Source organism: Vibrio sp. 10N.239.312.D08, assembly GCF_041466145.1.
GTDB classification, from domain to species: Bacteria; Pseudomonadota; Gammaproteobacteria; order Enterobacterales; family Vibrionaceae; genus Vibrio; species Vibrio crassostreae_C.
Map to the genome: position 1 here is coordinate 57,383 of NZ_JBFSSD010000012.1, position 15,559 is coordinate 72,941.

At 46.1% G+C, this 15,559-nt stretch carries 10 protein-coding genes, 1 pseudogene and 1 riboswitch; of the genes and pseudogenes, 9 read left to right on the plus strand and 2 right to left on the minus strand.

Annotated features, from left to right (window positions below):
- Positions 1-73: 73 nt before the first annotated feature.
- The gene (recC, locus tag AB6D58_RS08855) at positions 74-3,550 is read right to left on the minus strand and encodes an exodeoxyribonuclease V subunit gamma (RefSeq protein WP_372157035.1); all 3,477 of its coding nucleotides are present in this window, start codon (positions 3,548-3,550) and stop codon (positions 74-76) included.
- A gap of 127 nt (positions 3,551-3,677) precedes the next feature.
- Positions 3,678-4,628, minus strand: a complete 951-nt coding sequence (locus tag AB6D58_RS08860; RefSeq protein WP_372157064.1) for a TDT family transporter — start codon at positions 4,626-4,628, stop codon at positions 3,678-3,680.
- Between the two features lie 208 nt (positions 4,629-4,836).
- Between AB6D58_RS08860 and AB6D58_RS08865 the strand changes: the two genes are divergently transcribed.
- The 9 genes and pseudogenes from AB6D58_RS08865 to AB6D58_RS08905 all read left to right on the plus strand — a co-directional run bounded on the left by AB6D58_RS08865 (position 4,837) and on the right by AB6D58_RS08905 (position 15,329).
- Complete coding sequence (locus AB6D58_RS08865) at positions 4,837-5,784, plus strand: LysR family transcriptional regulator (RefSeq protein ID WP_372157037.1); 948 nt, start codon at positions 4,837-4,839, stop codon at positions 5,782-5,784.
- A gap of 37 nt (positions 5,785-5,821) precedes the next feature.
- Positions 5,822-6,115: a YebG family protein gene (locus tag AB6D58_RS08870; protein ID WP_008223840.1), complete on the plus strand. Its 294-nt coding sequence runs from the start codon at positions 5,822-5,824 to the stop codon at positions 6,113-6,115.
- 155 nt (positions 6,116-6,270) lie between these two features.
- Positions 6,271-6,355, plus strand: a riboswitch (Fluoride riboswitch).
- Between the two features lie 194 nt (positions 6,356-6,549).
- The gene (locus AB6D58_RS08875; protein ID WP_017071044.1) at positions 6,550-7,242 is read left to right on the plus strand and encodes an iron-sulfur cluster assembly scaffold protein; all 693 of its coding nucleotides are present in this window, start codon (positions 6,550-6,552) and stop codon (positions 7,240-7,242) included.
- Positions 7,243-7,265: 23 nt separating this feature from the next.
- On the plus strand, positions 7,266-8,255 hold the full coding sequence (locus AB6D58_RS08880; RefSeq protein ID WP_372157039.1) for a GGGtGRT protein: 990 nt from the start codon (positions 7,266-7,268) through the stop codon (positions 8,253-8,255).
- Between the two features lie 197 nt (positions 8,256-8,452).
- Positions 8,453-8,596 (plus strand): annotated as a pseudogene (locus AB6D58_RS08885) (MarC family protein); the annotation flags it as partial.
- 258 nt (positions 8,597-8,854) lie between these two features.
- Positions 8,855-9,886, plus strand: a complete 1,032-nt coding sequence (gene dapD / locus AB6D58_RS08890; protein ID WP_017059885.1) for a 2,3,4,5-tetrahydropyridine-2,6-dicarboxylate N-succinyltransferase — start codon at positions 8,855-8,857, stop codon at positions 9,884-9,886.
- 544 nt (positions 9,887-10,430) lie between these two features.
- Complete coding sequence (locus tag AB6D58_RS08895; RefSeq protein ID WP_017059884.1) at positions 10,431-10,781, plus strand: EF-hand domain-containing protein; 351 nt, start codon at positions 10,431-10,433, stop codon at positions 10,779-10,781.
- A 124-nt stretch (positions 10,782-10,905) separates the two neighbouring features.
- The gene (locus AB6D58_RS08900; protein WP_032545691.1) at positions 10,906-12,228 is read left to right on the plus strand and encodes an efflux RND transporter periplasmic adaptor subunit; all 1,323 of its coding nucleotides are present in this window, start codon (positions 10,906-10,908) and stop codon (positions 12,226-12,228) included.
- Complete coding sequence (locus AB6D58_RS08905; RefSeq protein ID WP_372157041.1) at positions 12,225-15,329, plus strand: efflux RND transporter permease subunit; 3,105 nt, start codon at positions 12,225-12,227, stop codon at positions 15,327-15,329. Before AB6D58_RS08900 ends, AB6D58_RS08905 begins: the two co-directional genes overlap by 4 nt.
- The last annotated feature ends 230 nt before the right edge of the window (positions 15,330-15,559 follow it).

The following is a 15,559-nucleotide window of genomic DNA, read 5'->3' on the forward strand; positions in this document are numbered from 1 at the left end:
CGCTTACCAGCGACTCTCTTTTGTCTTTCATTAATTCAACGCACTCGCTATTGATCTTGTCGATCACAGCCACCTACTCCTGATCTTCCAGATCGGCAGCAGCCAACCTTGCCGCCTGTAGCACAAGCGTTGAATACATACGCGACTCAGTAGCCAATTCATCGTCCCATTTAGACCAGATTCGTGAGATGTAGGTATCTCTACCCTCGCCCGTGAAGGCGAAGCTGTCATTAAAGGTATCGGCCATTTTCTTGAGTGACTTTTCTTCATCATCGACCCACTTACCACGGCTAAAGCCCGCTTCAACACCAGCTAATGCCGTTTTCGGGAAGTATGGCAATGGTGCAGTCATACCTTGATAAAACAGTCGTACTAACTCAGCTAATATACTCTTCGCTTGCTGCGCATCGCCGATAGGTTGTAGCGTTTGGTGAACCACGCCCTCTTTTCTGTCATAGCCAATAATATGGGTCGTTTTTCCGTGTCCCATAACAGCGCAGGATAGATGATCAATCCACGCAGCCAAGTAATCTTGAGAGCGTATTTTGCCGCTACGGAAACGCACTAGACCTGATTGATAGTTTTGAGTTAACCACCCCATCAAGCGAACAGGCTTACCTTCGCCTAACACGTCAAACTCGATATTCACTTCGAGATCTTGCTGCGGTGATCCGCTCACAAATCTAATCTCTTTGGCTAAGTCTTCCGCTTGAACACGGTTGGTTTCAAATTCGATGTCACCGAAGGCGCCGACCGGTAATCGACCTTGGGCTTTTTGCTCAGAGACAAACAGTCGCACCGCTTCGTCTGCGCCTTCTGGGTGGTCCAGCAACACTTGCAGCAGCGCATCTTTAAGCTGGAAGCTTTCTAAGCCATTAAGCACGAACGGCTCGTCGTCTTCCATTACCGGAAGCGGTGGCTCAAACACGACTTTTAGACGGCGATTAAAGAAGTATTGCACCGGCAAACGCCAGAAACGCTGTAGCTCAACCAAATCGAGTTCAAACGGATAGCTCGCACCAAGCAAATAGTCATCCAAAGCGCGATTGAATTCACCACTGCGCTCACCAGAACGATTTGCCGCAGGAAGCCATTCTTTGGCGTAGCTCAATACATGACCTGCATCACCTTGGGTAAAGGCTGCTGGGCTAAATGGTGTCATGGTGTGTTCAAAGCTGATTGCTTGAGTCAGTTTGATACCAGAATCATCACTTGGTAACGCTTGATCTGCACTTAGGCAGTAGTTCTGGTGGCAGTACTCAATCAACTCAGAAACCAATACCGACGGTACTCGCTCAGTATTATCTTGAATCGAACGGCCGACATAACTGATGTATAAACACTCTTGCGCCGACAACATCGCTTCTAAGAATAGGTAACGGTCATCATCACGACGAGAACGATCACCAGGTCGAGTGCGCCCGTTCATCAGGTCAAAACCTTCTGGCGGCATTGAGCGAGGGTAAACCCCATCATTCATGCCTAACAAACAGACGGTTTTGAACGGAATAGAACGCATCGGCATCAAGGTACAAAAGTTAACTTGTCCCGCTAAGAAACGCTGACTGATACGGGCGCCCGACAGTTTATTGTTTAAGTACTGATAAATGATGCTTGGCGATAGCTCTTGTTCGTACAAGGCATCATCAAGCTGTTCATTCAGTTGAGAAAGTGCATCACGAATCGACTTAAGCACCACCTCGCCTTCTAGCTCAACGGCAAAGAAATCGTCAATCATTTGCAGCAAGGTTTCACGCCACATATCGATGGATTGCGTCTCAGTAAGGCGTTGACGGTAATGGGCAATACGGTCAATAAAGTGCGCTAACTTACCTGCAAGTTCAGCGTTAATGCCCTGAACTTCGTTATAAGCTGCAATTGGAGAGTGTTCGGTTTCAAACAGACCCGCAGAATCCGACATCGCATAACCCAATAACATTCGCTGGATACCAAATAGCCAGGTATTTTGCTCGGTGGCAGGCAAATCAAACTCAGTTGCGGTAGACGAATCGACACCCCAACGGATGCCTGCTTCTTCAACCCACTGCTTAGCTTGCTCGAATTGAAATTCATCAATGCCAAAGCGTGCCATCATCGCTGGGATTTCTAGTAGCTCTAACAACTCAGACGCTAAACAACGCGTATTCGGTAGCGCGACCAACTGCATGAACGCGGTCAGAATCGGGCTCTCTTGGTCTGCCGTTCGATCCGAGATCGAGTAAGGGATATAACGCTCACCCGGAGCATTAGCAAATACCGCCTGAATCGCAGGGCTGTAAGCATTGATGTCTGCCACCATCACGATAATGTCGCGTGGCTTTAATGTCGGGTCAGCGTCAAACATTGCTAACAGCTGATCATGAAGAACTTCAACCTCACGCATTGGGCTGTGACAAGCATGTACCGTCAATGAGCGATCGCCCAGCTCAACCACTTGTTTGTGGTTGCTGGAGTCTAAGATGTGATCGTCTTGGTGCTCTTCTAACTCAAGAATATCGGCTTGCAGTTGATGCAGCAGGCTGTCTCTCTCTACATCAATAAAGAACTCGTGCTCTTCACTGTCTGATTGAGATAGCAAAAACAGGTTATCTCTGCCCAATTTACCCATAGACGCCAACAAGCTATTACCGACAGCTTGGCTGGTATGCAGTTCGTCTTCAATATTGGCTTCAATGCCATCTTTTAATGGTGAGACTTCGCCTTCTAGCTGAGGTAAACCATCAACCAAAGCAAACTGCTTACGACGCTGCGCTTCCACTCTCGCCAAGTATTTACGGTCACGAATATCGCCCCAGTAATGTTGGCAAGGGTTGGTAAACATCAGGTGGACATCAATCTGCTCGCCAAGCGCTTTCAAGGCATCCATGTAGCGAGGAGGCAGTGACGAAATACCAAACACAAACAGACGTTTCGGCAGGTGTTGTAACTGGCCTTGTTGATTAGCTAACGCTTCAATGAAGTCGTGATACAAGTTACCACGGTGATATTTCGATTGGCCTTGAGAGAGCGTTTGATCGTAGAGTGCCTTCCACAAAATCGGCTGCCAAGGGTGCTCTTGTTGTCCTTCACTATCAATCAATTCTGCAACGGGTTCTCCCGCTTCCCACATCGCCATCCACTCAGGTCGATACACCAAGTAGCCATCGAAGATATCGGCAACTTTCTCGGCTAATTGATACAACTTAGAGCCGTCTTCGTCGTTTTCAAGATAGCGCTGTAGGGGTAAGAAATCAGGGTGGTCAAGCTTCGCAGGTAGCAAACTCATTAGCTTCCACGTCATCGCTTCTTTGTTAAAAGCACTGCGTTTCGGTACGTCAGGAAGCACTTGGGTAAACATATCCCAAATGAAGGTTGCTGGAAGAGGAAAATCGATATTTGCTGCTACACCAAACTCTTTGGCGAGTTCCATCTTAAGCCATTGAGACATACCTGGGCTCTGAACCAAGATCTGCTCTTTTTCGAAAGGATTGGCTAAAGGGTCACTTTTGATTAAGTGAACGAGAAGAATTTTTAAAGTATCGACTTTATTGGAATGGTAAACAGTAAACAAAGTGCACTCACGCTAATCTTGCCACAATATAAAGCCAGATTAGCATAAGTGCCGAGTTTGGATTAGGAATATAAGCTTATGAAATACTGAAAACTTAAGCTCCGTTTATCTTTTGAACTATTGCTTCTTACAATCTACTGCCTACCGCGCTTAGAACACGGTGAGGTTTGTAATTCATGTAATAACGAACCGCCACATAACCCACTACAAACGTTGCCACAATCAATTCTAGATACGCTAGGCCAAACACTTGATTGATGTAATGCGCTTCAATACCTTGTGCTTGCATCCACGCAGCCAGTTTGAACAAGGCTGTTGCACCAATCACGATTGGGAAGGTAAACGCTGCATAACCAGGGCTAAATGGAAGACGAAGTAGTTTGAAAAACGCCATATAGATAATTAACGTCATCAACACTGCAATACCAAATAGTAAACCAATGATCACAGGTGAAGGGTTAGCAGTAACGGTTAAGTAACCCGCCAAAGATAGGCTTGCCGGTGCTGCCATAATCGCAATGGTTGGTTTTGCAGCATCTGGCACTTCGTGAGAGAAGATCAAACGGTAAACCATGATTGGTAGCATTACTGCGTAAACCAATAAGCCGAATACCAAAGTCGCGTTAGCTACTGGCTCTAAAACTGGATTACCTGAGAAAGAGACGTCAGCGACGATAATACCGATCGGTGGCACAAACCAGCTTGGCACCATGTGGTGAATCTCAAAGTTTTTAGCTCTGTGGTACAAAAAGCTCATTAGAAACACAACATGCAAAGCCACAGAAGCCAACCACATAGCTTCTTGTAAGAATTGAGAGATTGGCGCCAAAGACGCTGACACCACCATGCACCCCATTGCAAATGTTGGTACCACACTGCCGACAACAGGGTGAGCAAGATCTTCACGCAATAGGTGACCATGAATAAAAAATTTCACAGCAAAAACAAGAAGTAATACCGCCGCAATGCCAGCACTGATCCACTGCACCAAACCCGGTGTGTGTAAGATACCTTGTGCGACTAGAACACCATCCCAACACCAGCCTAAGCTTGCAATTGCGAGTGCTAACCCTGCCATGGGTGTTGGAGCTCCTGTTAATCTATATTTAATACGTTGAATCATGTCAGCCTCTCTTAAACCTAATTCACTAAACTTGTGAACTCATCAGCTTGTTGAAGCCATAATACGCTTGCGCTTCGTTAAACAATATCCAATTATATATAACAAGTGTTCATCAATACTGAACAGAATCCATTTTCACCAGCAGAGTAAAACTAGGAATCTGATGGCTAATATTTCAATAAAACAGCTCAAAGTGTTCGTCACTATTACTCAGCACTCGACATTGACTGCTGCCTCTGAGGCTCTGTTTCTGTCTAAAGCTGCGGTCAGCATGGCACTAGGCGAAATGGAGAAACAACTCGGCCACTCTCTATTTGACCGGGTCAACAACCGATTAATTCTCAACCAAGAGGGACATAAGTTACTTCCATTGGCGGATGAAATATTACATCGTGCTGCTGGTATTGATGTTTTGTTCCGTGATGATCAGCCTTTAAGTGGCAATCTAAAGGTCGGCGCGAGTGACACGATTGGTAATCAGGTCGCACCGTTTATTTTGTCAGGCTTTCGCGAACGAACTCAACATCAGGATCAAAGCTTGTTCATTTCAAACAGTGCACTGATCTGCCAAAAGTTGGTGGATTATGAACTTGATATCGCGCTAATTGAAGGAAAAACATTACACCCTGAACTCATTTCGAGTCAGTTTAGCAGCGATGAAATGTGTATTATTGTTAGTAATCAACATCCTCTCGTTTCAAAAGAAAAAGTGACTTTAAGCGATTTAGAAGACAGCCATTGGATTCTACGTGAATCAGGCTCAGGGACTCGCGAGTTTTTCCTTCGTGCAGTCGCACCGCGTATCGAACATTGGTATGAATCTTTTGAACTCAACACCACAGAAGCAATCATCAACTCTGTTTCTGCCGGTCTTGGCTTTGCCTGTTTGTCTCGTTTAGCTGCTCAGCGAGCGATCGATTCAGGCCGAGTAAAAGCGCTTAATGTGCCACTTGATATGAAACGCCGATTCTGGATGCTGGTCCATAAAGACAAATATCAAAGCCCACTGCTGAAATCTTTCATGAGTTATTGTGAAGACTGGGCGGCACATCAAGATGGAGGCCGCATAGTACGGGCTCCAACTGGACTTTTAACATCAGAAACTGTATAAAAAGCCAGTAAAATTTATCAAACTTAGAGGATTAACCATGGCTGTTATCGTCAAGTACGTGGTGGAACGCAACGGAGAAGAGAAAATGACTTTTACCTCTAAAGCCGAAGCTGACGCATACGACAAAATGCTGGATATGGCTGATGAGCTTTTTGAACTGTTAGGCAAAAGCGATTTAGTTGAAGATGAAGGCAAGCAAGAAGAACTTGCAATGTACCTAGCGAAGAACAAAGAAGAAGTTCTTTACGCATTAGGTGCTAAGCGTAAGCCAGCTCCGAAAAAAGCTAAGAAGCTTGAAGCTGTTGAAGACGCAGAAGAAGATGCAGCTTAACTAGCTGATACCTTTCTAAAAAACGTCAATGACGCCTCTAATCAGAGTTCGTTATTGGCGTTTTTTTATACTTATCGAAATATAATGAAGCTTGTTTATAGTCGAAATCGCTCTCAACATTCGCTTGCATGAAAGTGTGAGGAAGATCTAATCTATAGCCATCAGGTGATGGGGTTCCACCTAAGCTTTTGCTTCAACCGCCCGTTCTTTCCGAACAGTGCTAATGACTCCTACAGAATCGAAAACAGGTAATACTGTTGGACGTATCGCTATTCCTCCATTTTGAAATGGACTTAGTCTATTAAGACCAAGTTCCATGACACCTTTGGATTATCGATACTCAAGATCTGTAGTGAATTAGCCGCACCTCTTCCAACACGTCCTGTTTTCTCAACGCCCTAGGCCTTAAATGGCTCTATAAGTGAGAAAACATTATGCACTACTCTTCAGAAATTCAATCAATGTGCCCTATTCAAAGGGGTGATCTTCACAATTCAGCTCCAATTCCAGTTGAAGGCGCAATGGTTAGCCCAAAGGATGTCATCGCTATTTCTGGCTTAAGCCACGGTGTTGGCACTTGTGCACCACAACAAGGTGCTGCAAAACTGACTCTTAACGTAAAAAACGGCATCATCGAAGAAGCATTAATCGAAACGATTGGTTGTTCAGGTATGACTCAATCTGCCGCGATGGCTGCGGAAATCCTCACCGGAAAAACCATTCTAGAAGCGCTGAATACTGACTTGGTATGTGACGCGATTAACGTCGCGATGCGCGAAATCTTCCTGCAGTTTGTTTACGGTCGAACTCAGTCGGCTTTCTCTGAAGGTGGCCTAGAGATCGGCGCAGCACTAGAAGACTTAGGTCAAACACAGCGCAGCCAAGTTGGCACCAGCTACTCAACCGCAGCAAAAGGCGTTCGTTACCTAGAGCTTGCAGAAGGTTACGTAACCAAGCTTGCACTTGATGATCACAGCGAAGTGATTGGCTACGAATATCTCAACCTCGGCAAAATGATGAAGGCGATTAACCAAGGCGTGCCAGCGAATGAAGCGGCCGACCTTGCGACAGGGACCTATGGCCGCTTCGATGAAGCCGTGACCACTATTAACCCACGCCAACAGTAATTTTGCCTATTTAGAGGAAAGATATGATGAACACTCAATTTAATGAATCAGTAACTCGCGTATTGGCAGAAATGAACTTCGACTCGTTGGAGCAAGCAAACCAATACTGTTTATCACATAATGTCGACCCAAAAGCATTAGTGATGGACACCCAACCTATCGCTTTTGAAAGCGCTGCCGATGCTTATATCCTAGGCTCAGCACTGGCGCTATTTCGTAAAGCCACCAGCGCAGAACAAGCCGCTAATATTATTGGTGAAGGTCTTCAAGCATTCACCAAACCTGGCAGTGTTGCTGAACAACGCCAAGTTGGTATTGGACATGGCGCGCTAGCCGCTCGTCTTCTCAATGAAGAAAGTCACTGCTTCGCCTTCCTTGCGGGTCACGAATCTTTTGCTGCAGCAGAAGGTGCGATCAAAATCGCACTAAACGTCAACAAATCACGTCAAAACCCATTGAAAGTGATCTTAAATGGCCTAGGTAAAGATGCCGCTTATCTTATCTCACGCATCAACGGCTTCACTTACGTGCGCACTCAATACGATTACCAAACAGGTGAACTTGTTGAAACAGAACGTCGCCGTTTCTCACAAGGCCCTCGCGGCGACATCTTGTGTTACGGCGCTGATGATGTTCGTGAAGGTGTGGCTATCATGCACAGAGAAGAAGTGGATGTGAGTATCACGGGTAACTCAACCAACCCTACTCGCTTCCAACACCCAGTAGCGGGTATCTACAAAGCAGAACGCACTCGCCAAGGTTTTCCATACTTCTCAGTTGCTTCAGGTGGCGGTACAGGTCGAACATTGCACCCAGATAACGTAGCAGCAGGCCCAGCGTCTTACGGCATGACCGATACCATGGGCAGAATGCACGCTGATGCTCAGTTCGCAGGTAGCTCTTCAGTTCCTGCTCACGTGGCGATGATTGGCTTCATCGGCATGGGCAACAACCCAATGGTCGGAGCGACGGTTGCATTGGCTGTGGCAGTGAGTGAATCTCAACACGCATAACGACAAAGTGAGTCCCACAATCTGCCTGTTATGTAGAGTCTGTTAGTTGAGAATCAAGCAATAACGGACGACTAAAACTCTACACCTATCACTAAAACCAAACAGCCAGCCTTATGCTGGCTGTTTTTTATTCACACTTGCTCTACTATCTATTTCTAATAATTATTTGTATCTAAGATTAAATACATTCTGCTGTCGTATTTGGCGAGCGCTTCGTTAAAGCCGTTGGACCAAGCGCACTGAACGTGATTACTCGAATGATGGGGTTGATACTCGCGGTAATCGGTATGCAGATGTTGATTGAAGGGATTGAGCAAGCTTATAAGGCACTGTTTATCTAAAGAGGGGATTCACAGGAGAATGTTGATTAACGCACCAATCAATTTGTGTTGATCTGCAGTGTTTTCTCATTGCAGAAAACTATCTCTCAAAAGACAAGCAATATCATTTTACAGACTTTATCCCGATACGCCCTTTCATAACGAGGGCGCTCTCTTTATGATGAACGCAATTAAATTAACTTTGCTAACGGCAGCGCTTGTTATTCGAGCCGTTGTTTTGGAATAGCAAAATCAAGACTCAACACATGGAGATTCAACATGGCTTATTTTTCACTAGCCTTCGGTACGGCAACCAAAAATCGCGACAATAAAATCATTGAAGCGTTCTTCCCTAACCCGCTTCTAAACCCAAGCGACGCTCTTGTAGCAGCTGTAGCTGAAGTGTCAGGTTACGCTGAAGGCAACCAAGCTATCGAAATCTCTGCTGCACAAAGCGCAGAACTGGCGAAAGCATTCGCAGCAAACGATGATGCAGCTAACGCATCTTTCGCAGAAAAAGCGGCAGCGTCTGAACAGCCACTTGTTCTTGTTGTTCTTGCTACTGACGAGAAGCCAGCATCAGTTGCTGAAGGCTTCCTAAAGCTACAACTTATCTCTAACCGCCTAGTACAACCACACGGTACGGTACTGGACGGCATCTTCGGTCTACTGCACAACATCGCATGGACAAACGAAGGCCCTATCGACCTACCTGAGCTGGCTGAGCGTCAAATCGAAGCTCGCCTTGCAGGTCGTGCTCTGTCTGTAGATTGCGTAGACAAGTTCCCTAAAATGGTGGACTACGTAGTACCAACAGGTATTCGTATTGCTGACACTTCTCGTGTTCGTCTTGGCGCACACGTAGGCGAAGGCACAACAGTAATGCACGAAGGTTTCATCAACTTCAATGCTGGTACAACTGGCGTGAGCATGGTTGAAGGTCGTATCTCTGCGGGTGTTGTTGTAGGTAACGGTTCAGACATCGGCGGCGGCGCTTCTATCATGGGTACTCTGTCTGGTGGCGGTACGATGGTTATCTCTATCGGCGAAAACTGCCTACTAGGCGCAAACGCTGGTCTTGGCTTCCCTATGGGCGACCGTTGTACGGTTGAGTCTGGTCTTTACGTGACTGCGGGTACTAAGGTTCGCATGTTAGATAAAGAAGGCAACGAAGTAGAGATCATTAAAGCTCGCGATCTAGCTGGCGTTTCTGATCTTCTGTTCCGTCGTAACTCAATCACTGGCCAAATTGAATGTCTTGCGAACAAGTCTGCTGTTGAGCTAAACAGCGAACTACACAGCAACAACTAATCTAAGCGCTAGATGCTAGATGCTAGATGCTAGATGCTAGATGCTAGATGCTAGATGCTAGAAAATAATAAGCCGCTGGGGTTCAATCCAGCGGCTTTTTTGTATGTTCTGGGAATCATTATTGCCCCATCACCAGTCAGAGTTAACAGAATGTTAACATGCATTTGCCCTACTAAAAGTAATCCCTTGTCTGTTGGATATTTGCAAGGCAAACTGCTGGGCAAAAGTTCGAAAACACTCTGAATGTCTAAAAATCGCCATATTTTTCGAAACTAGGGATTTTATATCATTGGCTTTTCGGTTTCGGTTTCGGTGGCTGAAAGTTTGGGATAATTTGAAAACCATTTGGACATAGCTATGCCTGTACTCTTACCAGAGTACTAGCGGCAGAAGTTTCATAATTTCTGTTGCGCTGCGCTTACAAACCGATAAGAACATAAATCGATATCTACTTAGCCATCTTTACATACCTTTACATCACATGACGTTATCTTACTTACATTAGTATATTCTTAAGTAGTGAAACAAAGAGAAGGAAAACGTCATGAAAATCAAAAGCACGATAATCGCGTTACTCGGTATCGTTATTGCCTTCGGTGCAATGGCTGGTGGAATGAATAAAGGCATGAATAACAATATGTCACGCCCAGTATTTTCACAGTTTGATCTCGATGGTGATGGCAAGATAACCGAAGCCGAGTTCAATCAAGCACGCTCAGAACGTATTGCCCAGCGAGCAGAAGAGGGACGTACGTTGAAAAATATCAATCAAAGCCACAGTTTTGCTTCGTTAGATAGCAACGCGGATCGCGCTATCTCTCAACAAGAGTTTAATGCTCATCAAGGCATGGTGAACCCCAAAAATACCATGGGCAAAGGCAAAAACAATCAGTAGCTCAATTCAATCAGGCCTCCATTTGTGAGGCCTGACTTATTTTGAGATCAAGGAAGCAAATCCGCTTATGTTGGTGTGCTACCTTTTGCTTAAGGAAAAGCTAATATATAGTAAGGGAATCGCTATGACTAGGTATAGCTGGTTACAAAGGGCTCTGTTTGTTCCTCCTGTTTTGTTGGGCATCGCGTTATTGGTGATCGCACCAGGGATGAAGGCTGAACCGCCTAATGCGAGTAATACGGCTGCTAAAAAGGTGGTTCGGGTGTTGAAAGTCGAGCCGCGAAATATCCAACCTTCTGCCATCGGATATGGACATACCGAGTCTGTTCAAGACTGGCAGGCACAGTCTGAACTTGACGGCGCGGTTGTGTGGGTTTCTGAGCAATACAAAACGGGCGCTATTATCCGCAAAGACAGCGAACTCCTTAGAATTGACCCCACCGCTTATCAACTTACTATTGCCCGTTTGCAAGCTGAGCTTGAAGTGCTAATGCTAACGAATCAGACCATTATCGATTCGCTCAAGATTGCAGAGAAAGAGTTTGAGGTACAACAGTCAGAATATGCCCGCTCAATCAAATTGAGTGAAACCGGGCATATCTCCAAAACAGAGAAAGACCGCGCGACCAAAGACTTGCTCAGCAGCCAGCAACAGCTCCAGACACAGAAAAACCAACTGGCAATTAATCAAGCGCAGCAAAAGGTTTTGCAAACGGAACTAGCACTTGCAAACCGAGATCTCGAACAAACCGTAATTAAAGCCCCATTTGATATTCGCATTGTCGAAACCTTGGTTGGACTCGCCGAGTATGTCAACAAGGGGGAATTGCTGCTCAAAGCGGATGACATCGATGCCGTTGAGGTTCGCGCGCAGTTTCCGCTTGGTAAAATGCGTCCGCTAAGAAATTCCAATCGCTTTGACTCGCTTGACGAAGATGTTCATAGCAACTTGAGCGCGACAGTCGAGCTCCAAGCAGGCGATAAAGTAATTACTTGGCCTGCCGAAATCAGCCGCTCCGGCGGTGAAATCGATGCTCAGACTCAAAGCCAAAGCCTGGTTGCACAAGTAAATCAGCCCTATCAGCAAGCCATTCCCGGGGAGAAGCCACCACTTATTCGTGGGACTTTCGTTAAAGTCACGATTAAAGCACCAATGATGGAGCAACAAGTCTTGCTACCGATAAACGCCATCCATGATGGTAAAGTTTACACTGTCTCTGAAGGTAAACTGAAAAGCAAACCTGTCAGGATAGATTTCGTCCAAGGGCAGGTTGCGGTGATCAAATCTGGCGTGGAATTCGGTGATGTGGTTGTGCTAAGTAAACTTTCACCCGCCGTTGAGGGGATGGCTTTACAACCGCAACCGGATGAGAAAATCGGCCTTTGGTTGGATACGCAGAGCGGATTTAAAGCCCTAAACGCGATTCAGAAAGAGGGCAAATTATGATCGCTTTTTTTGCTCGGCACACCACTGGCGCCAATGTCCTGATGATGGCGGTACTGCTGTTAGGGGCTTTTGCCTTGCCCAAACTGCAGAAAGACACTTTTCCGTTGACGCCGACCAAAAATATTGAGGTTCGGATCGTTTATCCGGGTGCGTCACCTTTTGAGATGATGGAAGAAGTGTGTTACCCGTTGGAAGATTCTCTCGATAAGCTGAGTGGAATTAAAGAGTTAAGCTGTGATGCCCGAGAGAGTTTGGTTATCGCCAATGTGGAAATCGGCGATGATGAAGACATTGACACTTTAACCAGCGATATTCAACAGCAGGTTAACGCCATCAGTGATTTTCCGGATCGAGTTGAGCAGATCACGGTGTCGAAACTAGACCGAGTGGCAACGGTGGCCAGTGTCGCGATTACCGGCAATATGTCAGATAGGGACTTATATCTCTATGCCCAACAAATTAAGCACAAGTTAAAAGAGAGCCCATTGATCGCTCAGGTGACCGTGAGCGGTTTTGCGGATCAAGAAATAGAAATTCGCGTATCGCAGTGGAAGTTGCAGCAGTACGGCCTGAGTGTGTCCGACTTGTCCAATCTAGTACAACAGCAAAGTATCAGCACTCCTGCTGGCGTATTTAGTAATGACTTGGAAGAGATCAGCGTCCGCTTCGACCACTTAGGCAGCAACGTCAGAGACTTCGAAAATATCGTGATTAAATCCAGTGAGACGGGGACTCAGGTTCGCCTCGGTGATGTTGCCGTTATTCAGCAGAAGTTCACTAGCGATGAAAATCAAATCCTGTTCAATGGTCAGCGTGCCGCTTTGCTTCAGGTGTCCAAAACGCAATTTCAAGATACCTTAACGGTCAAAGATGCGATCGTCAGCATCGTTGAAAAAGAACAGGCGAGAGCCCCTGAAGGCGTCGCTTTAACCATCACCCAAGATTCCAGCACCAATATTATTGAGCGTCTGAGAATCCTCACCAGCAATGGCGCACAGGGATTAGCACTGGCATTTTTGATGTTGTGGGCGTTTTTTAATATTCGCTTTAGCTTTTGGGTCACCATGGGGCTGCCGGTTTCATTCCTTGGCGCCATTTTTGCGATACAACTTCTCGGTTATACCCTGAATATGATGACGCTGGTCGGGCTGATTGTCGCGATTGGTCTGCTAATGGACGACTCGTTGATCATTGCAGAAAACATCGCTGCCAAGAGGCAACAAGGGCTACCCGCGTTTGACGCTGCAGTTGAAGGTACCAAACAAGTCTTCCCAGGTGTGATTGCATCGTTTGCTACCACCATCATGGTGATAGGGCCGCTGATGTTTCTCACAGGCAAGATGGGCGAAGTACTACGCTATATTCCCATCGTGTTATTGATTACCTTGCTTGTTAGTCTGATAGAAGCTTTCTTGATCTTGCCGTCTCATTTGGCACATAGCCATACTGAATCTCGCTCTAATCCTATACGGGACAAGTTCATTGCCGGTTTTGAAAACATCAGAGACAGATTCTTTGTGCCAGTGAGTGTCAAGGCGATGAATGCACCTTATCTTTCAGTAGGGATATTGGTGATGGTGGTGATGATTTCAACCGCTTCCATTTCGTCAGGTTGGCTGAAATTCAAAGCCATGCCTGCCTTGGAAAGTGATGTGCTGCAGGCGCGTATCTTGCTCCCTCAAGGCAGTTTACTGAGCCAGACAGAGGCGGTGGTGGAGAAGGTTTCAAACGCGCTTGATGAACTCAACCAAGAATACGCAGAGAAATACCCAAGCTCAAAACCTTTGGTCGCGAGCACCACGATCATGTTCAACTCAAATGCTGATGCTAATGAGTCGGGGCCGCATATGGCAACCGTCAGTGCCGATCTATTGCCAGCGCAATTTAGGCAGCAGAGCATTAAAGATCTGATCCAAGATTGGAAACAAAAAGTAGGCCCTACGGCGGATGTGGTTTCACTCAAGTTTACCGATAAAGAACGGGGCATTGCTGGCAATGGCATTGATATTCGGGTTCAGGGTGAGTCGTTACAAGAGCTCAATCAAGTCAGCCGCTCGCTGGTGAAATGGTTGAAGGGATTTGACGGTGTCTATAACCTCTCCACCGATCTGCGTGAGGGCAGAACCGAATTTCACGTTAACCTTAAAGATGAAGCTGGCGTGATGGGAGTTAATGCTTCCAACATTGCTCAAACGCTGCGCAGCGCGGTAAAAGGCAGTACTGATCTGACGGTTTTCCAACAAGGCGAGCTGGTGGATATTAGTGTGAGACTGGATGAGTTTACGCACCAAGCTAGCCTGTATGAGTTGAATAACTTGATGGTGACGGCAGGCAATGGAACCCTAGTTCCATTATCAAGTGTTGCGACGTTTGACAGAAAACAAGCCTTCTCGCGAATTCACCGCATTAATGGGATGAACACTGTGGTTGTGCAAGGCAATATCGATACGCGGGTTGCCAATGCGCGTGAAATCATGCTGCAGTTCAATAGCGAATTTGTCTCGCAAACTCAACACAAATTCCCAGACATCACCTTCACCTCGCAAGGTCAGGATAAAGAAAGCTCAGATACGGGCTCCTCGCTGGCGACCTTCTTTGCTCTTGGCGTGGTGGGGATTTATCTTATTTTAGTGTTCCTGTTACAAAGCTACACTCAACCGATTGCTGTGCTGCTGGCAATCCCTATGGGCTGGATTGGTGTGGTATGGGGGCACTTGGGCATGGGGTTCGATTTGACTATTCCAAGCTTGGTTGGCTTTGCTACCTTAGCGGGTATCGTCGTTAACGATAACATTCTGTTGGTCAATTTTATTAAGAAGAATATCCCCCAAGGCGAGCGCTTGATAGACGCTTGTCGAGAGGCGGTACGTGACCGATTTAGAGCGATATTTATCACCTCGTTAACCACATTTGCAGGATTGCTTCCACTGTTAACCGAAACCAGTACGCAAGCGCAATTTCTGATCCCGTTAATTGCCAGTATTGCGTTTGGCTTAGTCTCGGCTACGTTACTAGCGTCAATTGTTGTGCCTTGCGTGCTGCTTATTTTGGACGATTTAAAGCTGACCAAATGGGCAGAAGGTGCTCAATCTTCCCTTTGAGGCCCTTGGGAGTGCATGCTGAACCATGTCATTTAGCCCGGCATGAAAATGGTAGTTTGCGTAGAATTTATTTGGCGATTAAACCCTATCACTGACTGCTGTTTTTTTGCGTACAAAAAACAATAGGGTCAGGTCTTGTCTTTTGCTCTTTGGTGGCAGTTTTTCTATCAGGTTTAGTTATTTGTCATACCTGAAGTTATTAGTCATTTGCTAATGTTTGATTTTCCAAA

Bases quoted from the DNA above. Each gene is read 5' to 3' on its own strand.
- AB6D58_RS08860 (WP_372157064.1), bottom strand. From the start codon at position 4,628: ATGGCAGGGTTAGCACTCGCAATTGCAAGCTTAGGCTGGTGTTGGGAT.
- AB6D58_RS08865 (WP_372157037.1), top strand. From the start codon at position 4,837: ATGGCTAATATTTCAATAAAACAGCTCAAAGTGTTCGTCACTATTACT.
- AB6D58_RS08870 (WP_008223840.1), top strand. From the start codon at position 5,822: ATGGCTGTTATCGTCAAGTACGTGGTGGAACGCAACGGAGAAGAGAAA.
- AB6D58_RS08875 (WP_017071044.1), top strand. From the start codon at position 6,550: ATGCACTACTCTTCAGAAATTCAATCAATGTGCCCTATTCAAAGGGGT.
- AB6D58_RS08880 (WP_372157039.1), top strand. From the start codon at position 7,266: ATGATGAACACTCAATTTAATGAATCAGTAACTCGCGTATTGGCAGAA.
- dapD (WP_017059885.1), top strand. From the start codon at position 8,855: ATGGCTTATTTTTCACTAGCCTTCGGTACGGCAACCAAAAATCGCGAC.
- AB6D58_RS08895 (WP_017059884.1), top strand. From the start codon at position 10,431: ATGAAAATCAAAAGCACGATAATCGCGTTACTCGGTATCGTTATTGCC.
- AB6D58_RS08900 (WP_032545691.1), top strand. From the start codon at position 10,906: ATGACTAGGTATAGCTGGTTACAAAGGGCTCTGTTTGTTCCTCCTGTT.
- AB6D58_RS08905 (WP_372157041.1), top strand. From the start codon at position 12,225: ATGATCGCTTTTTTTGCTCGGCACACCACTGGCGCCAATGTCCTGATG.